This window comes from Escherichia sp. E2562 (assembly GCF_005781075.1).
Lineage (GTDB): Bacteria > Pseudomonadota > Gammaproteobacteria > Enterobacterales > Enterobacteriaceae > Escherichia.
Map to the genome: position 1 here is coordinate 82,760 of NZ_VATM01000017.1, position 22,996 is coordinate 105,755.

A 22,996-nucleotide genomic window follows, 5' to 3' on the forward strand; every position below is an offset into this window, starting at 1 on the left:
TCATCTCTCAATGGCAACAGATTATCTGTTGCCATTATTCGCACCAATGACTCAGGGACCGAATCATGAAACGTATTAGCCTTGCCGTGCTGGCACTTTTAATGACCGCACAACAGTGTTTTGCTGGTGGCATAGCCTTAAGCACGACGCGTGTTATTTATGATGGCGGCAAGAAAGAAGCGTCGCTGACCGTTGAAAATCACAATAAAAATGAAGAGTTTTTGATCCAGTCATGGATTGATGATGTGAATGGCAATAAAAAAACACCGTTTATTATTACACCGCCATTATTCAAACTTGATCCCGATAAAAATAACGTCTTACGTATCGTCAATATTGAAGATACTTTACCTAAAGATCGTGAATCTGTTTACTGGATTAATGTAAAAGCGATTCCTGCGAAAAGCGCTGAAAATGAAAATAAAAACGTCTTACAGATAGCCGTTCGCACCCGTCTGAAGTTGTTCTACCGTCCGAAAGGCTTACCGGGAAGTAATCTTGAGGCAATGAAGCAGTTACGTTTTCAACGTCAAAATAACCAAATTGTGGTTAATAACGACTCCGCTTATAACCTGACCTTTAATCAGTTTTCCGTTAATGGACAAAAGATTGAACGGGCGGGAATGGTTCTCGCGAAAGGAAAGTTAAACATTAACCTTCCAGCCGATACAGGCAATGCGAACGAAGTGAAATACAGCATTATTAATGATTTCGGTGTTGCTGGCGAAATGCTGACGAAGCCGATTAACTGATCCTTTTACAAGGCGCTTTTACTATGCATTGGATGCATTTACCTCTCTATCACTACAGAGCGCATTTTTCTTTCTCACTGCTGGCATTAACGATTGCCAGCTCGTTACCTGCGTATGGCGGAAAATTTAACCCTAAATTTCTCGAAAACGTTCAGGGTATCGATCAACACGTCGACTTGTCGGTATACGACTCACCTGTCGGCCAGCAAATACCCGGTAAATACCGGGTTTCGGTGTTTGTAAACGAAGAAAAAATGGCTTCCCGGACGCTGGATTTTAGTACCGCCAGCGAAGCGAAACGCAAAGCCAGCGGTGAGTCGCTTATGCCTTGCCTTAGCCGGGTGCAACTGGAAGAAATGGGCGTGCGTGTTGACAGCTTTCCGGCGCTGAAGATGTCACCACCGGAAGCCTGTGTGGCGTTTGATGAAATCATTCCCCAGGCCACCAGCCGCTTTGATTTTAATACTCAGACGCTGCATCTTTCCTTCCCGCAGGCGGCAATGATGATGACCGCTCGTGGCACGGTTGACCCTTCTCGCTGGGACGAAGGAATACCCGCGCTGTTGCTGGATTACAGCTTTAGTGGCAGCAATGGGCGCAATGAAGGAACAGGTTCATCTTCAGACTCTACCAGTGACAGTTATTACCTGAACCTGCGCAGCGGTTTGAACGTCGGTCCGTGGCGTTTACGTAATAACAGTATCTGGAACCGTACCGATGGCAAAAACCAATGGGATAACGTTGGTACATCGTTAAACCGGGCGATTATTCCACTCAAGTCACAGATAACACTGGGTGATACCGCCACGCCTGGCGAGATTTTTGACAGCGTACAAATGCGCGGGGCGTTACTGGCATCTGACGATGAGATGTTGCCGGACAGCCAGCGTGGCTTTGCTCCGGTGGTGCGCGGCATCGCCAAAAGCAACGCTGAAGTCAGTATCGAACAGAACGGCTATGTCATTTATCGCACTTTTGTTCAGCCGGGCGCATTTGAGATTAACGATCTCTACGCAACCTCCGGCAGCGGCGACCTGACGGTGATCATTAAAGAAGCCGACGGAAGTGAACAACGTTTCATCCAGCCGTTTTCGGCGGTGGCGATTTTTCAGCGTGAAGGGTATCTGAAATATAGCCTGGCTGCCGGTGAGTATCGTGCGGGTAATTACGACAGCGATAAATCGCGATTCGGGCAGTTTACCGCCATGTACGGCTTGCCGTGGGGAATGACCGCCTATGGTGGTGCATTGTTATCGGCTGACTACAACGCCTTAGCGCTGGGGCTGGGGAAAAACTTCGGCACCATTGGCGCGGTATCGGTGGATGTCACCCAGGCGAAAAGTCAGTTACGCAACAATGAAAAAGAGGAAGGCCAGTCTTATCGTTTCCTCTATTCGAAAAGTTTTGACGGCGGCACTGACTTGCGCCTGCTGGGCTACAAGTATTCAACTAGCGGCTATTACACCTTCCAGGAAGCGACCGATGTTCGCAGTGGCGCCGACAGTGATTACCGTCGTTATCACAAGCGCAGCCAGATACAGGGCAACATTACTCAGCAACTGGGAGACTACGGCTCTGTTTATTTCAATATGACGCAGCAGGATTACTGGAACGTTGACGGTAAGGAGAACTCCTTAAGCGCTGGTTATCACGGTCATATTGGTCGGGTGAATTACAGTGTGGCCTATACTTGGACGAGAAGCCCGGAATGGGAAGAAGACGATCGCCTGTGGTCATTCAGTGTTTCGATCCCTCTGGGGGGCGCGTGGAGCAGTTATCGCATGACCACCGACCAGAATGGCAGGACGTCGCAACAGGCCTCTGTCAGCGGCACGTTACTGGAAGATCGTAACCTGAACTATAACGTTCAGCAGGGTTACACCAGTAATGGCGTTGGCTACAGTGGCAGCGTCAATATGGGGTATATGGGTGGCTCTGGCAACATCGACATGGGCTATAACTATTCCAAAGATAACCAACAGGTTAACTATGGCGTGCGCGGCGGTGTCATCGTTCACAGTGAAGGTATAACGCTTTCGCAGCCCTTAGGGGAAAGTCTGGCGATTGTTTCTGCTCCGGGCGCGCGTGGTGGACATGTGGTTAATAGCAGCGGCGTAGAAGTTGACTGGATGGGTAACGCGGTGGTGCCGTATCTCACGCCATATCGTGAAACCATTGTGGAACTGCGCAGCGACACGCTGGGGCAAAACGTTGAACTACAGGAAGCGTTCCAGAAAGTCGTGCCAACGCGTGGCGCAGTTGTTCGTTCCCGCTTTGAAACGCGCGTTGGTTACCGCGTATTGATGAGTTTAAAACAGGCGAATGGCAACGCTGTACCGTTCGGTGCTACCGCAGCATTAAGTGATGACAGCAAACCAGCCAGCAGCATTGTGGGTGAAGAGGGGCAGCTCTATATCAGCGGGATGCCGGAAGAGGGCGAGTTACAGGTGAGCTGGGGGAATGAGCAGGCGCAACGTTGCCGTGTGCCGTTCCGTTTGCCAGAGAAAAAGGACAATTCGGCTATCGTGATGGTTAATGCGGTATGTGAGAAATAAGGATATGCAGATGAGCTTTGTGAAATTAGTGTTTGGTGCTGTATTAATAACCTTAAGTTTATTTTCTACGAGTACTTATGCAGCGGATTGGGGACCCTGTCAGACTGATTCAGGAATACCTCACGACTATTGGTTTGATATAACGCAAACCATTATGGTCCCGACTGAAAATAAATCAGGTAAAATCGTCAGTATTCCATTTGATCTAGGGTATACTTATTCCGCTTATTGTCAGTGCCCTGATCCTATACCTCAAACGGGAGTAGTAACTAGATTTAAAGGAGAATCTACTCTTTTGGATTCAACTCCCCAGTCAAATTATTACAAGTTGAATAATAATATATCAGTATTAACGAAGATTTATATTTTTAGACGTGGGGATTATATTGTTCCATTTACGGACATTGATAATGTTACTCTTGGTCTGGAGTGTACGCGGGGATTGTCAACGGGTTGGACGACAGGGAGTAAAGGTAATGTATAATAAAAATAACCAAGCCTTTTACTGGTGAACTGGATATTCCAAAAACTCAAATTGCTGCACTTTATGGTTCAAAAAAAGCTTCATCTTACGGCAGTATTCCAATGGCAACAGTAAGTATTTTGGGGAAAATCACTGTCACTCAAGGTTGTGAACTTGCCGCTGGCACCGTGCTGGATATTCCATTCGGAGAATATCAGGCCCATGACTTTAAAGGGCGTGCCGGGCAACCGCCACAAAATGTTCGGAAGGTACAAAAAGAACTGAGTTTTGACTGCAATAATATTTCAGATGGCGTTAAAATTTATCTCAGTATTGATGCAACACCGAATAATGCTTACCCCAGCGCAATTGATTTAGGTAACGCCGATGTTGGTGCAGTCATTGAGGACGGTAAAGGTAATATCCTCAAGCCGAATGACAGTAATAGCTTATTAGAAATGAATCCCGGTTCGCTGTACGAAGATGTCAAACGCAAAGCGACAACCACAATTACCGCTTATCCCGTTAGCACGACCGGAAAATTACCCGCTGCCGGTGATTATAGCGGCATTGCTACCATGCATGTCGAACTGGAGTAACAGCCATGAAGCGAACAATACTTGCGTTATGTCTGCTGCCTCTTTCCTTTTCGTCACTGGCGGCAACCACGGATTTAGGGCCGAAAGGAACGTTGAAATTCACCCTCAAAATTAGCCAGGGTGCTTGTGAACTGGTAAAAGACAATATTGAGGTAGACTTGGGAAGGGCTGTCCTTAAACAGCCAGTAAGAATTGGAACGGAACTTAATCCCACTACTTTTTCCATCGGTCTGAAAAACTGTAGCGATGTGGTCAGAGCCTACGTCACTATGGATGGTACGCCCAATGCGGACGACCCGAATCTTTTTGCGCTGGATGCGGGGGGCGCTACGGGCGTTGGGCTGAAAATCAAAACCGCCGCGGGAGTACAACAGTTCCCGGAAAATACGACACCGACACCGGTTGAGTTTGCAATTAACGGTGATGGCGCACATCAACTGAACTATATCGCCAGCTATGTGCCAATTCGCGCTGATGCAACCATTGGTCGCGCGGATGCAACGGTCGATTTTACCGTTCAGTACGAATAATTTCGCATCTTCGGGGCCAGGAAACTGGCCCTTTTTACTGCTTTTTGTAACGCTAAAGTCTTTTTTCATACTTGTATTTTTGTAAATTTGTGCTTCAAGCACACTCTTTCCCCACACTTTTTCCCTTTGCTGTGGTCTACTTATCAGCGTGTGCAGATTTTCCTTATCTGACGACCTTCGCACTTTTCCCTTGCCTGGCTTGAAAGGCCATAATGCAGGGTGTTATCACCTGTTTTTCCAGGGTTTGTTTGCATGAGATATATCAAAACGATAACGCAGCAAAAGCTAAGCTTTTTGCTCGCTGTCTATATCGGTCTGTTTATGAATTGCGCAGTCTATTTCCGTCGGTTTGACGGTTACGCGCATAACTTCACTTTTCTTAATGGCGTCTCGGCGGTTATCGAACTGGCAGGGACGGTTCTGGCAACCTTCTTCTTTTTACGCTTAATTTCACTCTTTGGCAGAACGGCCTGGAAAGTGCTGGCTTCATTGCTGGTGCTGATTTCTGCCGGAGCCAGCTACTACATGACATTTATGAATGTCATGATTGGCTACGGGATTGTTGCTTCGGTGATGACCACCGACATTGACCTGTCGAAAGAAGTGGTTGGCTGGACGCTTATCGCATGGGTTGTACTGGTGAGTATTATCCCGTTGCTATTTATCTGGATGAACCGTTCACAAGACACTTTCTGGCGCCAACTTTGTACCCCGAAAACTCGCTGGCGTAGTGCGCTTACCGTGCTTTTGGCGGGCTTGTTGGTATGGGGCCCAATTCGTCTGATGGATGTAGTGCAAAAGCGTGCAGACCGTTTGGCCGGAGTGGATATGCCAAGCTACGGCGGCGTGCTGGCGAACTCTTATCTGCCTTCGAACTGGCTTTCTGCGTTGGGGCTGTATGCCTGGGCGCAAGTGGATGAATCGTCAGACAATCGGTCGCTGATGAATCCGGCAAAAAAATTCACCTATACCCCGACGCAAAATCTCGACGACACCTATGTGGTTTTCATTATTGGCGAAACTACGCGTTGGGATCATATGGGGATGCTGGGCTACGAGCGCGATACCACGCCGAAGCTGGCCAAAGAGAAAAACCTGGTGATGTACCGTGGTTATTCTTGTGATACCGCGACTAAATTATCACTACGCTGTATGTTTGTACGTGAAGGTGGAACGGAAGATAACCCACAACGTACGCTTAAAGAGCAGAACGTATTTGCGGTTCTCAAACAGCTGGGCTTTAGCTCTGATTTGTACGCCATGCAGAGTGAGATGTGGTTCTACAGCAACACCATGGCTGACAACATTGCCTATCGCGAGCAAATTGCAGCAGAGCCGCGTAACCGTGGGAAAGCGGTGGACGACATGTTACTGGTCAATGAAATCGAGCGTTCTCTGGAGAAAAAACCAGAAGGTAAGCATCTGATTGTCCTGCATACCAAAGGTTCGCACTACAACTATACTCAACGTTATCCCCGTGAGTTTGCCCAGTGGAAGCCAGAGTGCTATGCCATTGACCGCAAATGCCCACGAGCGCCGATGATTAACTCATATGATAACTCCATCACCTACGTTGATCATTTTATCGACACGGTTATCGACAAATTCCGCGATAAGAAAGCCATTATTTTCTATGCAGCGGACCACGGTGAGTCAATTAACGAACGTGAGCACTTGCATGGCACACCACGTGAATATGCGCCACCGGAGCAGTTCCGCGTACCGATGATGGTCTGGATGTCGGATAAATATCTGGAGAATCCGGCCAACGCGCAGGCATTCGCGCAGCTGAAAAAAGAGGCGGATATAAAAGTGCCACGCCGTCATGTAGAACTGTACGACACCATTTTAGGTTGCCTTGGTTATACTTCACCGGACGGTGGTATCAACGAAAACAACAACTGGTGTCGAATCCCTCAGGCGAAGAAAGCAGAAGCTAACTAAATGCACTGCTGAGTTTCTCGCCGATCAAAAGGCATTTTGCTATTAAGGGATTGACGAAGGCGTATCTGAGCAGTAAGATGCGCCCCGCATTCGGTGATTGGCGCAGCCTGGTAGCGCACTTCGTTCGGGACGAAGGGGTCGGAGGTTCGAATCCTCTATCACCGACCAAATTCGAAAAGCCTGCTCAGTGAGCAGGCTTTTTTGCATTTGTAGCCCATGAGGATGAGAACCTCCGGGGGCAGGGAGGTTCGACTCGAGCGAAGCGAGAGAACGTTGCGCCAGCAACGGCCCGCAGGGCGAGCCACGAAGTGGCGAGTAATCCTCTATCACCGACCAAATTCGAAAAGCCTGCTCAGCGAGCAGGCTTTTTTGCATTTGTAGCCCATGAGGACGAGAACCTCCGGGGGCAGGGAGGTTCGACTCGAGCGAAGCGAGAGAACGTTGCGTCAGCAACGGCCCGCAGGGCGAGCCACGAAGTGGCGAGTAATCCTCTATCACCGACCAATTTAGAAAAACCAGCCTACGGGCTGGTTTTTTGCTTTCTGTAACCCGCTCGAACGTAGGCCTGATAAGACGCGGCAGCGTCGCATCAGGCAATGGCAGCACACATTTCCCTGCCAAAATTGCGCCCCACATCTCACTATCCATTAACGGATTTGTGACAGAAACCATTGTCTTTTTTTATATTTGCTTAAATCTTTTTTTGCGTTACTTATGCCTGGCGCTGGCATTTTCCGCTGTGCGGTTTAGCGTTCATGGTATTAATCGCTCAGATATCCACCTTTTCCTCAGATTTTTTTCATTAAATGCATAAAACTTAATCACCAATTGTTGCTAAATATTAAGCTGATTGTTCTGGTTATGTTGGCGTAGCACAAATTTCTCTGCTGCAAATAGTTGTTTGAAGTTTTTTTAATCTTTGTTTGTGGATTCTCACCGTTGGTGTAAATCCCGGTGGGCTGTATTGACGTTTTCACATTCTGTTGACAGATTGTAGGTCACGAGGGGCATTTTATGGAGGATCCGCACTGTAACACTGATGTTAATTAGTACGGCATCCCCACCTCATAACGTTGACCCGACCGGGCAAAAAACAAAAAAGGTCAGGCAGCGACAACCCACTGCAAAGGGTTAAAACAACAAACATCACAATTGGAGCAGAATAATGCGTATTTCCTTGAAAAAGTCAGGGATGCTGAAGCTTGGTCTCAGCCTGGTGGCTATGACCGTCGCAGCAAGTGTTCAGGCTAAAACTCTGGTTTATTGCTCAGAAGGATCTCCGGAAGGGTTTAACCCGCAGCTGTTTACTTCCGGCACCACCTATGACGCCTCTTCCGTACCGCTTTATAACCGTCTGGTTGAATTTAAAATTGGCACCACTGAAGTGATCCCGGGCCTCGCTGAAAAGTGGGAAGTCAGCGATGACGGTAAAACCTATACCTTCCACTTGCGTAAAGGTGTGAAGTGGCACGACAACAAAGAATTCAAACCGACGCGCGAACTGAACGCCGATGACGTGGTGTTCTCGTTCGATCGTCAGAAAAACGCGCAAAACCCGTACCATAAAGTTTCTGGCGGTAGCTACGAATACTTCGAAGGCATGGGCTTGCCGGAGCTGATCAGCGAAGTGAAAAAGGTGGACGACAACACCGTTCAGTTTGTGCTGACTCGCCCTGAAGCACCGTTCCTGGCTGACCTGGCAATGGACTTCGCTTCTATTCTGTCAAAAGAATATGCTGACGCGATGATGAAAGCCGGTACGCCGGAAAAACTGGACCTCAACCCAATCGGCACCGGTCCGTTCCAGTTACAGCAGTATCAAAAAGATTCCCGTATTCGCTACAAAGCGTTTGATGGCTACTGGGGCACCAAACCGCAGATCGATACGCTGGTCTTCTCTATTACCCCTGACGCTTCCGTGCGTTACGCTAAATTGCAGAAAAATGAATGCCAGGTAATGCCGTACCCGAACCCGGCAGATATCGCTCGCATGAAGCAGGATAAATCCATCAATCTGATGGAAATGCCGGGGCTGAACGTCGGTTATCTCTCGTATAACGTGCAGAAAAAACCACTGGATGACGTGAAAGTTCGCCAGGCTCTGACCTACGCGGTGAACAAAGACGCGATCATCAAAGCGGTTTATCAGGGCGCGGGCGTGGCAGCGAAAAACCTGATCCCGCCAACCATGTGGGGCTATAACGATGACGTTCAGGACTACACCTACGATCCTGAAAAAGCGAAAGCCTTGCTGAAAGAAGCGGGTCTGGAAAAAGGTTTCTCCATCGACCTGTGGGCTATGCCAGTACAACGTCCGTATAACCCGAACGCTCGCCGCATGGCAGAGATGATTCAGGCTGACTGGGCGAAAGTCGGCGTGCAGGCCAAAATCGTCACCTACGAATGGGGTGAGTATCTCAAGCGTGCGAAAGATGGCGAGCACCAGACGGTAATGATGGGCTGGACTGGCGATAACGGGGATCCGGATAACTTCTTCGCCACCCTGTTCAGCTGCGCCGCCTCTGAACAAGGCTCCAACTACTCAAAATGGTGCTACAAACCGTTTGAAGATCTGATTCAACCGGCGCGTGCTACCGACGACCACAACAAACGCGTTGAACTGTACAAACAAGCACAGGTGGTGATGCACGATCAGGCTCCGGCACTGATCATCGCTCATTCCACCGTGTTTGAACCGGTACGCAAAGAAGTTAAAGGCTATGTGGTTGATCCATTAGGCAAACATCACTTCGAAAACGTCTCTATCGAATAATTAAAAGCCATACAAGACTGATGGCAAAGGCAAAACTGCCTGATGCGCTCCGCTTATCTGGCCTACGAAAATTCTGCAATGTATTGAGTTTGCACGATTTTGTAGGCCGGATAAGGCGTTAACGCCGCATCCGGCATAAACAAAGCGCACTTTGTCAACAATCTGTATACCCGGTGGCGCTGTGCCTCTGCGTGCAGCGCCATCCGGCAGCAATACTTCATTCCCTGTCCGACACGGGCGGGAATTGATTTGTGAGCAATACAGACACGCAGTTCCAGGCTGCGGGTCACTACAGAGAATCCGGGTTATGTTGCAGTTTATTCTCCGACGTTTGGGACTCGTCATCCCCACGTTTATCGGTATTACCCTTCTCACATTTGCCTTTGTCCACATGATCCCGGGCGATCCGGTGATGATCATGGCGGGCGAACGTGGGATCTCCCCAGAGCGTCACGCGCAATTGCTGGCAGAACTCGGCTTGGATAAACCGATGTGGCAGCAGTATCTCCATTACATTTGGGGCGTAATGCACGGCGATTTAGGCATTTCGATGAAAAGCCGCATCCCGGTTTGGGAAGAGTTCGTGCCGCGCTTCCAGGCCACGCTGGAACTTGGTGTCTGTGCGATGATTTTTGCTACGGCAGTCGGTATTCCGGTTGGTGTGCTGGCTGCGGTTAAACGCGGTTCCATTTTCGATCACACTGCGGTTGGCCTGGCGCTGACCGGCTACTCGATGCCGATCTTCTGGTGGGGCATGATGCTGATCATGCTGGTTTCGGTGCACTGGAACCTGACGCCTGTCTCCGGTCGCGTGAGCGACATGGTGTTCCTCGATGATTCCAATCCGTTAACCGGTTTTATGCTGATCGACACCGCTATTTGGGGTGAAGACGGTAACTTTATCGATGCCGTCGCCCATATGATCTTACCGGCGATGGTGCTGGGCACAATTCCGCTGGCGGTTATCGTTCGTATGACGCGCTCCTCAATGCTGGAAGTGCTGGGCGAGGATTACATCCGCACCGCGCGCGCTAAAGGGCTAACCCGGATGCGGGTGATTATCGTCCATGCGCTGCGTAACGCGATGCTGCCGGTGGTGACTGTTATCGGCCTTCAGGTGGGAACATTGCTGGCGGGGGCGATTCTGACCGAAACCATCTTCTCGTGGCCCGGTCTTGGGCGCTGGTTGATTGACGCACTGCAACGCCGCGACTATCCGGTAGTGCAGGGCGGCGTATTGCTGGTGGCGACGATGATTATCCTCGTCAACCTGCTGGTCGATCTGCTGTACGGCGTGGTGAACCCGCGTATTCGTCATAAGAAGTAAGGGGACATCATGTCACAGGTTACTGAAAATAAAGTGATTATCGCACCGGTGCCGATGACCCCGTTACAGGAGTTCTGGCACTATTTTAAACGCAACAAAGGCGCGGTTGTCGGGCTGGTTTACGTCGTCATCGTGCTGTTTATCGCGATCTTTGCCAACTGGATTGCGCCGTATAACCCGGCGGAACAGTTCCGCGATGCGCTACTCGCCCCGCCAGCCTGGCAGGAAGGCGGCAGCATGGCGCACTTGCTCGGTACAGATGACGTCGGTCGTGACGTTATGTCGCGCCTGATGTACGGCGCGCGCTTGTCGCTGCTGGTTGGCTGTCTGGTGGTGGTGTTATCGCTGATTATGGGCGTTATTCTCGGCCTGGTCGCCGGTTACTTCGGCGGCCTGGTCGATAACATCATCATGCGCGTGGTCGATATCATGCTGGCGCTGCCAAGTCTGCTGCTGGCGTTGGTGCTGGTGGCGATTTTCGGCCCGTCGATTGGTAACGCCGCGCTGGCGCTAACCTTCGTTGCCTTGCCGCACTATGTGCGCTTAACCCGCGCCGCCGTGCTGGTGGAGGTGAATCGCGATTACGTCACCGCGTCTCGCGTGGCAGGTGCCGGGGCGCTGCGCCAGATGTTTATCAATATTCTTCCCAACTGTCTTGCACCGTTGATTGTTCAGGCGTCGCTCGGTTTCTCTAACGCCATTCTCGATATGGCTGCTCTTGGTTTCCTCGGCATGGGGGCGCAGCCGCCAACACCGGAGTGGGGCACCATGCTCTCCGATGTGTTGCAGTTCGCGCAAAGCGCCTGGTGGGTCGTGACCTTCCCGGGTCTGGCGATCCTGCTGACGGTGCTGGCATTTAACCTGATGGGTGACGGTCTGCGTGACGCGCTCGATCCCAAACTGAAGCAGTAAGAGGTTCGAGATGGCGTTATTAAATATAGATAAATTATCGGTGCATTTCGGCGACGAAAGCGCACCGTTCCGCGCCGTAGACCGCATCAGCTACAGCGTAAAACAGGGCGAAGTGGTCGGGATTGTGGGTGAGTCTGGCTCTGGTAAGTCGGTCAGTTCACTGGCGATTATGGGGCTGATTGATTATCCAGGCCGCGTGATGGCAGAAAAGCTGGAGTTTAACGGCCAGGATTTGCAGCGTATCTCAGAAAAAGAGCGCCGCAATCTGGTGGGCGCCGAAGTGGCGATGATCTTCCAGGACCCGATGACCAGCCTTAACCCGTGTTACACCGTGGGTTTCCAGATCATGGAAGCGATTAAGGTGCATCAGGGCGGCAACAAAAGTACCCGCCGTCAGCGGGCGATTGACCTGTTGAATCAGGTCGGCATTCCTGACCCGGCCTCGCGTTTAGACGTTTATCCGCATCAGCTTTCCGGCGGCATGAGCCAGCGTGTAATGATCGCTATGGCAATTGCCTGTCGGCCAAAACTGCTGATTGCCGATGAACCGACCACCGCGCTGGACGTGACCATTCAGGCGCAAATCATCGAACTGCTGCTGGAATTGCAGCAGAAAGAGAATATGGCGCTGGTGTTGATCACTCATGACCTGGCGCTGGTGGCGGAGGCGGCGCATAAAATCATCGTGATGTATGCAGGCCAGGTGGTGGAAACGGGTGATGCCCACGCCATCTTCCGTGCGCCGCGTCACCCGTATACTCAGGCATTGCTGCGTGCATTGCCGGAATTTGCTCAGGACAAAGAACGTCTGGCATCGTTGCCTGGCGTCGTTCCAGGCAAATACGACCGCCCGAACGGCTGCCTGCTTAACCCGCGTTGCCCCTATGCGACAGACAAATGCCGCGCTGAAGAACCGGCGCTGAATATGCTCGCTGACGGGCGTCAGTCCAAATGCCATTACCCACTTGATGATGCCGGGAGGCCGACACTATGAGTACGCAAGAGGCCACCTCGCAACAACCGCTGTTGCAGGCTATCGACCTGAAAAAACATTATCCGGTGAAGAAAGGCATGTTCGCGCCGGAACGTCTGGTGAAGGCGCTGGATGGCGTTTCGTTTAACCTTGAACGTGGCAAAACGCTGGCGGTAGTAGGTGAATCCGGCTGCGGTAAATCGACGCTTGGTCGGTTACTGACGATGATTGAAACGCCCACCGGCGGTGAACTGTATTATCAGGGGCAGGATTTGCTCAAGCACGATCCGCAGGCGCAGAAGCTGCGTCGGCAGAAAATCCAGATCGTCTTCCAGAACCCCTATGGTTCACTGAATCCGCGTAAAAAAGTCGGGCAAATTCTCGAAGAGCCGCTGCTTATTAACACCAGCTTAAGCAAAGAACAGCGTCGGGAAAAAGCCCTGTCGATGATGGCGAAAGTCGGCCTGAAAACCGAGCATTACGACCGCTATCCGCATATGTTCTCCGGCGGTCAGCGTCAGCGTATCGCCATTGCCCGTGGCCTGATGCTCGACCCGGATGTGGTGATTGCCGATGAGCCGGTTTCCGCGCTGGACGTTTCGGTGCGCGCGCAGGTGCTCAACCTGATGATGGATTTGCAGCAGGAGTTGGGGCTGTCTTATGTCTTTATCTCCCACGACCTGTCGGTGGTGGAGCACATTGCTGATGAAGTGATGGTAATGTACCTGGGCCGCTGCGTGGAGAAGGGAACGAAGGACCAAATCTTCAATAACCCGCGCCATCCGTATACTCAGGCACTGCTCTCTGCGACGCCGCGCCTGAACCCGGACGATCGCCGCGAGCGCATCAAACTCACCGGTGAACTGCCAAGCCCGCTGAATCCACCGCCGGGCTGCGCCTTCAACGCCCGCTGTCGTCGACGCTTCGGCCCCTGCACCCAGTTGCAGCCGCAGCTAAAAGACTACGGCGGTCAACTGGTTGCCTGCTTTGCTGTTGATCAGGATGAAAATCCGCAGAAGCCTGCTGTATAACCCACCCGATGAGACCGGCTTTCATGCTGGTCTCATGTCAAATATGACCTTCTTGTACTTTAACTATCACTTATAGATCTTTTTTGACCATTGCTGTTGCCAATGGGTTATATATGAGCTAAATTATAATAATTAATAAAAAATAGTTCATTTGTGATGCTTAACGAACTTCTTTAACCATAAATGATCTTTTTTTGTCTTTAATCAATTGAAAGGTTCTTTAATGATCTACACGGGGTCACAGAATCTGGCTCAAGAGTTGAAAGCGATCGGCGACCAGCTCCAGGAGTTGCAGAAGAAACTTATTCAGGGGCCGAATATTAGTCAACCACGCCCCCTCCGGACCATTGAGACTCCTCGTCATTTGGGGGAACAACTGAACGCACGTCGCAAAGAATTGGGCATTGATTTATACACCCTTGAACTACAAACGGGGATCTCAACGTCCACGTTAAAGCGACTTTTTAAGGATCCTGAACAGGTTAAATTCGGCAGTGTGTTTGCGGTGGCGAACGTTCTTGGAGTGAAACTATGCATCGACGAGTGAAAGTGTTGCTCTATGGTCAGGTAGTGGGTGAACTCTCTCAGAACGACAGTGGTTTTTTGTTTCAGTACGCCCCGGATTACCACGGACCGGCAATCTCAATCAGTCTGCCCGTCGCACAGCGTCAGTTTCCCAGTGAGACGTTGCATCCTTATTTTGCCTCACTGGCGCCAGAAGGATGGCTGCGTCAACGCTACAGCCAGATACAGCATCGTGACGAAAACGATCCGCTGGGAATGCTTATTGATAACGGCAAGAATCTGCTGGGGGCAATCCAGATTTTACCTTGGGAGGAATAATGGCGAATTGTCGCATTCTGTTAACGCCGCTGAATGAACGTGACGAACAGCGCGGATATTCGACACAAGGGTTGAAGCGCCTGAGCGGCACTGCAAAATTGAATCCTCGGCTGGGGTTTACGCGAACTCAGTTTGTGCAGGAACTTCCGCGTCAACAAAAAGGGATGAGTATTTCCGGTTACCAGCCCAAATTGCAATTAGTGCTGGATGAAGGAGAGTTCCGCGTCGTAGATCATCAGGGAAATTTTATCCTTAAGCCCTCTCCAGCCGACTTTCCCGGTTTGGCCGAAAATGAACATGCAACAATGACATTGATGTCTCGTTTGGGATTTGACGTACCTGTGCATGGCCTGCTGAGTTTTGCACCACAATCAGAGGAGGAGCTTGAATACGCGTTTGTTATCCGGCGCTATGACCGGGATGACAAGGGGCAGCCAGTGCATCAGGAGCAGCTTGATGGTGCGATGCAGATTACAGATAAATATGGCAAAACGGGAAATGATAACGAGCAATACGTCAGCTATGAAACGCTGGCCCGATTTTTAATTGCCCATGTTAACGACAACATCGCATTTAAAATCGATCTCTTTCGTCGCATTGTTTACGCCTGGTTGCTGGGTAATAACGACATGCATTTACGAAACTTTGGCTTAGTGTACTCCGATGGTTTGACGCCAGCGTTAGCGCCGGTGTATGACTTTGTTTCTATCGCTCCCTATCCGGAATATTTTCTCTCAAACTATCTGGCGCTGCCGTTATTGATGCGAGAAGAAGGCGGTCGGGAACTGGCTCCTGGATTTGAAAGTGATTATGGCGAGTATATCGGGCAGGACTTTTTGCTGTTGGGTGAATCGATGGGATTAGCGCCCAGATTGCTGGAAAAACTCTTTCAGGATATACGTAAAGAAAATGCCATTGTTATGGAAACGTATGAACAGTCCTTTATGACTCAGGAGCATATCCAGGCTGTACTGAAATGCTATCGACATCGTCTGGGGCTGCTGTGAGCAGCCCCCGTTACTTTTACTCAATCAGCTTCAACAGCGGCGAAAAGCACAGCAAAATGCCATAAAACAGGATAAGCCATGTTTTTAGCCCGCGTAGTTTTTTCAGTTGTGAAACTTTAGAGATCAGGAAAAACGGAATCAGGCACGACACAATGCCATATAACGGGCTTCCTAACTGAAAGAACACCAGCACCGATACACGAAACGAAACCCAAATCGTCAACGTAATGACGATAAAAGCGCAAATTGCCAGAGTCAGCATACGCGAGTTAATTTTCTGGGTATCAATAATTCGGCTTAACAGATTGAGAATAATGCCTTTAATGGCCTCGTGGAAACCGAGGTAAATGCCAAAGAATGCGGTCAGTACGGCAAAGATATTCAGCACCGTAGAGGTGATATGAATGATATGCCCGGGGATCACCTGCGCGGCCAGTGCCAGTGCCGAGATATTTTGTTCAAAGGCAGAAACGGCTTCTTCGTGGCTAATTGAGAAGGTAAACGAAAAGGCAAAAAACAGGATCACCGCGATGAGCGTGATATAGCTAATCCGGTGGGTACGCAGCGCGAGCCGAGTTGCCAGTACTTTATCTGTTTCCCGTTTACGATAGGCAATATTCATCGGGTTAAGCACCTGAATAAATACCGCAGAGAAGAAACAAAATGGAATGGTGAGCAGGACGTCGCGGAAAAATACGGAGGCTTGTGGGAAGGCGGTTATATTGGCGAAATTCCAGTGCGGGATCATCGCAAAACCGAACACGACAATAATGCCGACTTTGACCACCACCATTGGCCCGGAGATCTTAAATAGCAACCTTTCACCACCAGACGCAATTGCCACCAGTACGGCGAAAATAGCGACTTTATAAAGTAGAGATTGTGAAAGATCGGCATCGGTTAAACCGAAGGTTTTCAGGTATGAGGCGCTGTCGAAAACCACGGAGAGAGAGTAGATAAAAATCCCGTGGATAATCATCAAAAAGTAGATAACCCCGAGGAAAATTCCCCAGTTTTTGCCCAGGTAATGACTGATAATATCTGTATAGTCATTACAGGAATCACTTTCTGAAAGTGTCTTTAAATAAATGTCCTGCACTATCCAGGTTGCCGGATAAGCAATGATTGCAGCGGTAATAAATACCCAAATCCCCTTCAGGCCAATTTGTACCGGCATCAGCACGGTTCCGGCACCAATCGCCATTCCTATACATAATAAAACCCAGCCGAAGTCATAGCGCGTAAACGGCAATTTGTGATCGTGTAATGGTTGTGTGTTGTGCTGCATAAAGTCCTGTCCAGAAAGAAGTCAGCCTCATAAAAATGAATAACCCCAGCTTCTCTTGCGCAACTGGTAGAGAAGTTGAATATGCAGTGTGTAACGAATGAGACAGCAGATTCACTGGGGAGATCGCGAGGAGGCGCAATTCTACAAAATTGCGCATTTCACTACCAGTCTGGAGTCAGCTCGGATATGAACTGCAACTATTGTAAACAAAGAAATTAAGTTGGAAGGCATCACGCAATGAGGAAAATTGCCAGATGCTGACGGTAAAACGCAATCGTAGAATCAGCGGCAAGCCGGAAGGATTCCGGTGAGGCGCAATGTTGCGGGGGCTTTATCCCCGGCGGCATTGGTTGCTGGAAAGAGAAAACCCCCGCACGTTGCAGGTATGCACCTGACAACATCACGGGGGCCATTCTTGAACCCAAACAACTCAAGGATAGCCGCGAAACGTTGTCATTACAACAGAGGCGGCTATATGACGCTCGCAGAGTTGAGCATGGCCTTCTGGCATGATTTAGCGGCTCCGGTCATTGCTGGCATTCTCGCCAGCCTGATCGTGAGCTGGCTGAATAAGCGGAAGTAATATGCAACGTGGGCGTCAGGCTGCCGTAATGGCAATTTGCGCCCGGACCAGGCCGCAGGGGGGAACTCTGCGGCCTTTTTCGTAAGAAAAATGCAACGGTTGCAAGTGGATAATATTCTGCGGAATGCGCAGCACAGAGTGAAGAAGTGATGGATTTCGAAGCACAAAAATGGTCGTAGAATCAGCGGCAAGCCGGAAGGTTCCGGTGAGCTTGATCCCTGGTGGCATTGGTTGCTGGAGAGAGAAAACCCCCGCACGTTGCAGGTATGCACCTGACAACATCACGGGGGCCATTCTTGCATCTAGACCATTCAAGAATAGCCGCGAAACGTTGTCATTACAACAGAGGCGGCTATATGACGCTCGCAGAGTTGGGCATGGCCTTCTGGCACGATTTAGCGGCTCCGGTCATTGCTGGCATTCTTGCCAGCCTGATCGTGAGCTGGCTGAATAAGCGGAAGTAATATGTCATGCGGGCGTCAGGCTGCCGTAATGGCAAGTTGCGCCCGGATCAGGCCGCAGGGGGGAACTCTGCGGCCTTTTTCGTAAGAAAAATGCAACGGTTGCAAGCGGATAATATTCTGCGGAATGCGCAGCACAGAGTGAAGAAGTGATGGATTTCGAAGCACAAAAACGGTCGTAGAATCAGCGGCAAGCCGGAAGATTCCGGTGAGGCGCAATGTTGCGGGGGCTTTATCCCTGGTGGCATTGGTTGCTGGAGAGAGAAAACCCCCGCACGCTGCAGGTATGCACCTGACAACATCACGGGGGCCATTCTTGAAACTAGACGACTCAAGGATAGCCGCGAAACGTTGTCATTACAACAGAGGCGGCTATATGACGCTCGCAGAGTTGAGCATGGCCTTCTGGCATGATTTAGCGGCTCCGGTCATTGCTGGCATTCTCGCCAGTCTGATCGTGAGCTGGCTGAATAAGCGGAAGTAACGTGTCATGCGGGTGTCAGGCTGCCGTAATGGCAATTTGCGCCCGGATCAGGCCGCTGGGGGGAACTCTGCGGCCTTTTTCGTAAGAAAAATGCAACGGTTGCAAGCGGATAATATTCTGCGGAATGCGCAGCACAGAGTGAAGAAGTGATGGATTTCGAAGCACAAAAACGATCGTAGAATCAGCGGCAAGCCGGAAGGGTTCCGGTGAGGCGCAATGTTGCGGGGGCTGTATCCCCGGTGGCATTGGTTGCTGGAGAGAGAAAACCCCCGCACATTGCAGGTATGCACCTGACAACATCACGGGGGCTAATCTTGAACCTAGACCACTCAAGGATAGCCGCGAAACGTTGTCATTACAACAGAGGCGGCTATATGACGCTCGCAGAGTTGGGCATGGCCTTCTGGCACGATTTAGCGGCTCCGGTCATTGCTGGCATTCTCGCCAGCCTGATCGTGAGCTGGCTGAATAAGCGGAAGTAATATGCCATGCGGGCGTCAGGCTGCCGTAATGGCAATTTGCGCTCGGACCAGGCCGCAGGGGGAAACTCTGCGGCCTTTTTCGTAATTACTGCGGATAAGGCACCCAGTCGCCACCGTTCAGGCGAACATACGGTTTATTTTGATATTGAATGACCACCGCATTCGAGTTCTCGGAAACAGGCGCAGTCTGTGGTAATCCACTAGTGAGTTTTTTCCAGTCAACATTGTCTTCGGTGAAAATCTTGCCGTCGAGAACGCGAACCACCAGATCAGAGATTGCCAGGAAGCTGCTTGGTTGGTCGATGACAATTGGTGCGCCCTGATGTGGTGTTTTCATGCCGAAGAATTTCACGCCAACCGGTACATCAGTGATTGCCGGGCTGGGGATATCACGCAAACCAGAAACTTGCATTCTGTCACCTTTCAACGCGCCACCGTGTTCCGGTACTACGACGACCATCACTTTACGACCCGATTTCTCCAGTTCAGTAAAGAAGGCGTCCAGTTCATCAAAGAACTTCTGCGCTCGCGCTTTGTAATCCGCTGTTTTGCTGACGCCCGGATAATGGTTGCCGTCATGCAGTGGAAGCGTGTTGTAGAACGTGGCGCTACGGCTGTTTTTATCTTTTTCGGTAACGTCCAGCCAGCGGTTAAGCACGGCAGTATCGTCATAAACCGGCGAACCATCAAAGCCCAGCAAAATGACGGGAAGATTTGTTTGATCCATCAATTCGGTCTGCATACCGCCGTTTTCGCGAACTTCTTTCAGGAAGCCGCCAAACTGGCCGTTATGTCCCATCATCAGGTGCTGGGTAAAGCCCAGTTTTGACAAGTTATCGAACAGATAGCAGTCATTATTTGCTGGTTGATACAGATTGGTGTGCGATGGCTGACCGCAACTGGCGCGCAGCAGACGAATCGCCGCCGGACCGCTGTATGAGGTTGCAGAGTTGAAATTCTTGAACTCAATATCAAAATGCGACCACAACGGATGTGACATTAATCCGGCAGCTTCAATATCCGACCATGAAAGCGAACAGATATTAATCACCAGAAGCTCAAATGGCTGCGCATCCGCTGGCAGCGCGGATGGGAAGGTCGATTTACGTTTCGCCTCGGCGTTATAGAAATTATTCAGCCAGGCATTGAGGTTTGCGGTTGTCGGTGGTGCAGTTTGCGCTGGCATATCTCCAACTACTGGCGTGCCGCCGGTTGCCGCGACTGTTGCCGCAGCGTTACCGCCCGTCGTTGTTACCGTGGTGGTCGGTTGACCGGCTGGCCACAGGGAGAAACTTGGACCAGCCAGCGTAAGTACGTTCAGCCATACCAGAATGGCGACCACAAAAACGGTGATGCGAATCCATTGCGACAAGAATAACCAGGCCACTAACAAAACAAAGACAGCACCAATCATCTGCCAGTTAATAAAGCGCGTGACCAGATCGATTAAATAATCGGGACTAAAGCCTGCCACTTGTGACCCCTGGCTCATAATACTTTCCGGGCCAGGTAGCCAGGTATCATGCCAGAAGAGGGCAAAGCCGATTGGCAGGGCGATCCAGTGGCGCAGGCGATGCAGGCTGTAGCGCGGAATCGGCATCAGCAGGAACGCGGCAAATACCAGATTGAGTAGCGGATGGAAGTTAAGGTAGCCCGCCCACAACAGGCCGAACTTAACCAGAAAATAAAAGTTCCAGCCAGAAAGGCCGCGCCAGTATTGCCAGAGTGAAGAAGGCATAGCGGTATTTTGGGTAAATTGAGTCATTTTTTGGTAGCCCTGGCTTTTTCTGCACGGCGTAACGTACCGGCCGGTTTTACATAACGAGGTTTCGCAAATAACAAACGCAGGGTGTCACGAATGCGCCGTAGGGAATGGCGCGCCAGATAGCCCAGCGGGAAAAAAACAAGCGCACAAACGACAATGATTTCAATGATATCGCTGATGGTCATCATGATGAATGCTCCACAGGATCACTCAACAGTCGCAGCGGTTCCGGTATTCGTCGCCAGTTACGCCCATCATGCTCGGCATTGATTACCGGCATGGAGGCCTGAGTTAAAGGCAGTGGCACCCCCCATTGTTCCGGGGCAAGTAAACGCATTTGCACCAGTTCAGCGCTGATTTGGTCATCTTCAAACCAGACCATGCGGTTAGAGAAAATGTCGCCAGTAGGTAACGGGAAAATGTGATTCAACGCAGTATCCAGATCGTTGATCCTGCAGAATGAGAGGAACAGGACCAGTCGATTTCCACCAACGGTCATAATGTCGCCAGTGCGATTTGGACGGCACAGCGTCAGGGCTTGCTCAACGCGGATGCCCGGTACTGGGCGTAAAGCGACCAGCACGCCTTTACCATGAGCAGGCAACAACGTGTTATTCATCATGTTATTGACCGCCTCACAGAACACATCCCACTTTTGAAAACCGCGCAGTTTCAGCGGTTGGGTCATGGATAGCAGGGTAGTGATATCTTCCGGAACATAGCGGCTGAACTTCTGCCCTTGCACGCTTTCAATCATCGTCAGACAGCGGGAGAGCGGGGCGTTCCAGGGAATAACCATGTTAGCGCCACAGGCCAGTAACAGGCGTTCATCGGTGGCACGCAGGCTGGCGGTATTTTCCCGCACGAGGATCTTCATCGCACTACCACGCTGGCGACGCAGGGTATGAATGCTGCGGGCCAGTGGTTCAATTTGCCCATTTTGCTGTAAAGAGAAAACGACGGTTGCAGCCTGTGCAGTCCGGGCTTCATTGAACAGAGTTTCGTTGTTGTCGAACAGTTGCCAGTGTTCTGATAAAGGGGGGGCGCCTTCCAGCACAGCAATATTGCTAAGAATGCGTTTTTCATCGCTGCGTGGTTGGATCTCCGCTTCTTCACGCTGAACTAACGTCCAGATACCCTCTTGCTGCTGAACGATGAGTTGCTGACGGGCGCTAACCCCTTTTTCGTTGCACCAGAAGGCGATATCCAGCAGATGTTGATCGCCCTGAAAACGCAAACTGGCAAGCCCAAAAAGTGAGCGGTATTCCTCCAGCAACAATGAAAATTGTTTATCGTTATTATTTCCTGGATTAATTACCAGCAGTGAGCAATGGTATAATCTGCTCCACTTGTTCATTTTATCCAGCCATGAACGAAGCCGCTCAGTTGGAATGTTTTGCCATGCATTATTGGCACAAACAAGAATGAAAAGATAATTTTCGGGATCAATAGAACATTGTAAATCACGGGGCAAATAGTATAGCCCCTTTTCATGATTTAGCATTGAAAATAATTTTATTTTTTCCGGTCCGTGAGAATCATCTAATTTGAAGGTTTTTTCGGGATCGTTATCCATGCTAATGACCGCGACTTTCGCGGTTTCAGCTTGAGAAGCCATCGTTTGATTCACAAGGCTGATAGCATCTTCTTGACGATCGACGTTAAACCACCAGACGCCGCCTGCTGGCATATGCCGCAACTCATCCCACAAAGATGAGATACCGATAGAGAATACAGGGTCCACAACGTCCCTCAAGTCACCATTTTGTCTGATTATTAGTTTACTAGCGAAAGCTAAGAAATAAACCTACCATTGAAATTAAAACTTATCAGATTTAGCATGTGAATCAATTTAGCAGGCTGGAAGCCTTATGATATCAGTCTTTTCGTTTTTTACTTTCGTTAGTTGCGTACATGAAAGTTAAAAAATGAACGGATTACGTATTGCCGTCTGGCATTATACGGGCAAAATTCTGTCGATTAGAATTGACTGATGCGTGGCGGGTATATTTTATCGAGATTAAGCATAATGAATAACAACGAACAGGATACTCTGCCTGATCCCGCGATAGGCTATATCTTTCAGAATGATATTTTGGCGTTAAAGCAGGCGTTTTCACTGCCTGATATCGATTATGCCGATATTTCTCAGCGTGAGCAGTTAGCAGCGGCGTTAAAACGCTGGCCATTGTTGGCTGAGTTTGCGCAACAGAAGTAGGGGAGT

The 22,996-nt window shown here is 50.1% G+C and carries 23 protein-coding genes, 1 tRNA gene and 2 other RNA genes; 22 read left to right on the top strand and 4 right to left on the bottom strand.

Going from position 1 to position 22,996, the window contains the following annotated elements; genetic code table 11:
• Positions 1 to 65 precede the first annotated feature (65 nt).
• From lpfB to FEK43_RS19150, 17 genes are all read left to right on the top strand, one after another.
• Positions 66 to 752, top strand: a complete 687-nt coding sequence (lpfB, locus tag FEK43_RS19070) for a long polar fimbrial biogenesis chaperone LpfB (protein ID WP_138158692.1) — start codon at positions 66 to 68, stop codon at positions 750 to 752.
• Between the two features lie 23 nt (positions 753 to 775).
• Positions 776 to 3,307: an outer membrane usher protein LpfC gene (lpfC, locus tag FEK43_RS19075; RefSeq protein ID WP_135408248.1), complete on the top strand. Its 2,532-nt coding sequence runs from the start codon at positions 776 to 778 to the stop codon at positions 3,305 to 3,307.
• Between the two features lie 10 nt (positions 3,308 to 3,317).
• Complete coding sequence (locus tag FEK43_RS23195; protein WP_240783048.1) at positions 3,318 to 3,791, top strand: hypothetical protein; 474 nt, start codon at positions 3,318 to 3,320, stop codon at positions 3,789 to 3,791.
• Between the two features lie 101 nt (positions 3,792 to 3,892).
• Positions 3,893 to 4,369 (top strand): fimbrial protein, encoded by a 477-nt coding sequence (locus tag FEK43_RS23200; protein ID WP_240783047.1) that lies wholly within the window; start codon positions 3,893 to 3,895, stop codon positions 4,367 to 4,369.
• Between the two features lie 5 nt (positions 4,370 to 4,374).
• The gene (gene lpfE, locus FEK43_RS19085; protein ID WP_135408246.1) at positions 4,375 to 4,899 is read left to right on the top strand and encodes a long polar fimbrial protein LpfE; all 525 of its coding nucleotides are present in this window, start codon (positions 4,375 to 4,377) and stop codon (positions 4,897 to 4,899) included.
• A gap of 252 nt (positions 4,900 to 5,151) precedes the next feature.
• Positions 5,152 to 6,843 (top strand): kdo(2)-lipid A phosphoethanolamine 7''-transferase, encoded by a 1,692-nt coding sequence (eptB, locus tag FEK43_RS19090; protein ID WP_130260123.1) that lies wholly within the window; start codon positions 5,152 to 5,154, stop codon positions 6,841 to 6,843.
• Positions 6,844 to 6,934: 91 nt separating this feature from the next.
• Positions 6,935 to 7,011, top strand: a tRNA-Pro gene (locus FEK43_RS19095).
• 34 nt (positions 7,012 to 7,045) lie between these two features.
• Positions 7,046 to 7,179: non-coding RNA, RtT sRNA (locus tag FEK43_RS19100), on the top strand.
• Positions 7,180 to 7,213: 34 nt separating this feature from the next.
• Positions 7,214 to 7,347: non-coding RNA, RtT sRNA (locus tag FEK43_RS19105), on the top strand.
• A 661-nt stretch (positions 7,348 to 8,008) separates the two neighbouring features.
• Positions 8,009 to 9,616 (top strand): dipeptide ABC transporter substrate-binding protein DppA, encoded by a 1,608-nt coding sequence (gene dppA / locus FEK43_RS19110; protein WP_016262652.1) that lies wholly within the window; start codon positions 8,009 to 8,011, stop codon positions 9,614 to 9,616.
• 307 nt (positions 9,617 to 9,923) lie between these two features.
• Complete coding sequence (gene dppB, locus FEK43_RS19120) at positions 9,924 to 10,943, top strand: dipeptide ABC transporter permease DppB (protein WP_000938857.1); 1,020 nt, start codon at positions 9,924 to 9,926, stop codon at positions 10,941 to 10,943.
• Between the two features lie 9 nt (positions 10,944 to 10,952).
• Positions 10,953 to 11,855, top strand: coding sequence for a dipeptide ABC transporter permease DppC (gene dppC / locus FEK43_RS19125; RefSeq protein ID WP_130210086.1), 903 nt, complete (start codon positions 10,953 to 10,955; stop codon positions 11,853 to 11,855).
• A 10-nt stretch (positions 11,856 to 11,865) separates the two neighbouring features.
• Positions 11,866 to 12,849 carry a dipeptide ABC transporter ATP-binding protein gene (gene dppD / locus FEK43_RS19130; RefSeq protein ID WP_001196445.1) on the top strand — a complete coding sequence of 328 codons (984 nt, stop codon included), beginning with the start codon at positions 11,866 to 11,868 and terminating at the stop codon, positions 12,847 to 12,849.
• Positions 12,846 to 13,859: a dipeptide ABC transporter ATP-binding subunit DppF gene (dppF, locus tag FEK43_RS19135; RefSeq protein ID WP_130260125.1), complete on the top strand. Its 1,014-nt coding sequence runs from the start codon at positions 12,846 to 12,848 to the stop codon at positions 13,857 to 13,859. Before dppD ends, dppF begins: the two co-directional genes overlap by 4 nt.
• 223 nt (positions 13,860 to 14,082) lie before the next feature.
• Positions 14,083 to 14,406: a helix-turn-helix transcriptional regulator gene (locus tag FEK43_RS19140; protein WP_130260126.1), complete on the top strand. Its 324-nt coding sequence runs from the start codon at positions 14,083 to 14,085 to the stop codon at positions 14,404 to 14,406.
• Complete coding sequence (locus FEK43_RS19145; protein WP_130210092.1) at positions 14,391 to 14,702, top strand: HipA N-terminal domain-containing protein; 312 nt, start codon at positions 14,391 to 14,393, stop codon at positions 14,700 to 14,702. Before FEK43_RS19140 ends, FEK43_RS19145 begins: the two co-directional genes overlap by 16 nt.
• A complete protein-coding gene (locus FEK43_RS19150; protein ID WP_135408242.1) occupies positions 14,702 to 15,709 on the top strand; it encodes a HipA domain-containing protein in 1,008 nt (335 codons plus the stop codon). The genes FEK43_RS19145 and FEK43_RS19150 overlap by 1 nt, the downstream gene beginning before the upstream one ends.
• Before the next feature lie 16 nt (positions 15,710 to 15,725).
• On the opposite strand, the gene FEK43_RS19155 is transcribed toward FEK43_RS19150, so the two are convergent.
• A complete protein-coding gene (locus FEK43_RS19155) occupies positions 15,726 to 16,997 on the bottom strand; it encodes an amino acid permease (protein ID WP_130210096.1) in 1,272 nt (423 codons plus the stop codon).
• Positions 16,998 to 17,472: 475 nt separating this feature from the next.
• Here FEK43_RS19155 and FEK43_RS19165 point away from each other — a divergent pair, with 475 nt between their 5' ends.
• From FEK43_RS19165 to FEK43_RS19195, 4 genes are all read left to right on the top strand, one after another.
• Positions 17,473 to 17,580, top strand: a complete 108-nt coding sequence (locus tag FEK43_RS19165; RefSeq protein ID WP_074399497.1) for a type I toxin-antitoxin system toxin Ldr family protein — start codon at positions 17,473 to 17,475, stop codon at positions 17,578 to 17,580.
• 356 nt (positions 17,581 to 17,936) lie between these two features.
• Positions 17,937 to 18,044 carry a type I toxin-antitoxin system toxin Ldr family protein gene (locus tag FEK43_RS19175; RefSeq protein ID WP_002431793.1) on the top strand — a complete coding sequence of 36 codons (108 nt, stop codon included), beginning with the start codon at positions 17,937 to 17,939 and terminating at the stop codon, positions 18,042 to 18,044.
• A 373-nt stretch (positions 18,045 to 18,417) separates the two neighbouring features.
• On the top strand, positions 18,418 to 18,525 hold the full coding sequence (locus FEK43_RS22875; RefSeq protein ID WP_074399497.1) for a type I toxin-antitoxin system toxin Ldr family protein: 108 nt from the start codon (positions 18,418 to 18,420) through the stop codon (positions 18,523 to 18,525).
• Positions 18,526 to 18,899: 374 nt separating this feature from the next.
• Positions 18,900 to 19,007 (top strand): type I toxin-antitoxin system toxin Ldr family protein, encoded by a 108-nt coding sequence (locus FEK43_RS19195; RefSeq protein WP_002431793.1) that lies wholly within the window; start codon positions 18,900 to 18,902, stop codon positions 19,005 to 19,007.
• 85 nt (positions 19,008 to 19,092) lie between these two features.
• On the opposite strand, the gene bcsG is transcribed toward FEK43_RS19195, so the two are convergent.
• From bcsG to bcsE, 3 genes are read right to left on the bottom strand one after another with little or no spacing between them, the layout of a single operon-like run.
• Positions 19,093 to 20,772: a cellulose biosynthesis protein BcsG gene (gene bcsG, locus FEK43_RS19200; protein ID WP_130210100.1), complete on the bottom strand. Its 1,680-nt coding sequence runs from the start codon at positions 20,770 to 20,772 to the stop codon at positions 19,093 to 19,095.
• Complete coding sequence (gene bcsF, locus FEK43_RS19205; RefSeq protein WP_130216286.1) at positions 20,769 to 20,960, bottom strand: cellulose biosynthesis protein BcsF; 192 nt, start codon at positions 20,958 to 20,960, stop codon at positions 20,769 to 20,771. The genes bcsG and bcsF overlap by 4 nt, the downstream gene beginning before the upstream one ends.
• Positions 20,957 to 22,528 (bottom strand): cellulose biosynthesis c-di-GMP-binding protein BcsE, encoded by a 1,572-nt coding sequence (bcsE, locus tag FEK43_RS19210; protein ID WP_130210104.1) that lies wholly within the window; start codon positions 22,526 to 22,528, stop codon positions 20,957 to 20,959. Before bcsE ends, bcsF begins: the two co-directional genes overlap by 4 nt.
• A 273-nt stretch (positions 22,529 to 22,801) precedes the next feature.
• Here bcsE and bcsR point away from each other — a divergent pair, with 273 nt between their 5' ends.
• Positions 22,802 to 22,990 (top strand): cellulose biosynthesis protein BcsR, encoded by a 189-nt coding sequence (gene bcsR / locus FEK43_RS19215; protein ID WP_064527810.1) that lies wholly within the window; start codon positions 22,802 to 22,804, stop codon positions 22,988 to 22,990.
• Positions 22,991 to 22,996 lie beyond the last annotated feature (6 nt).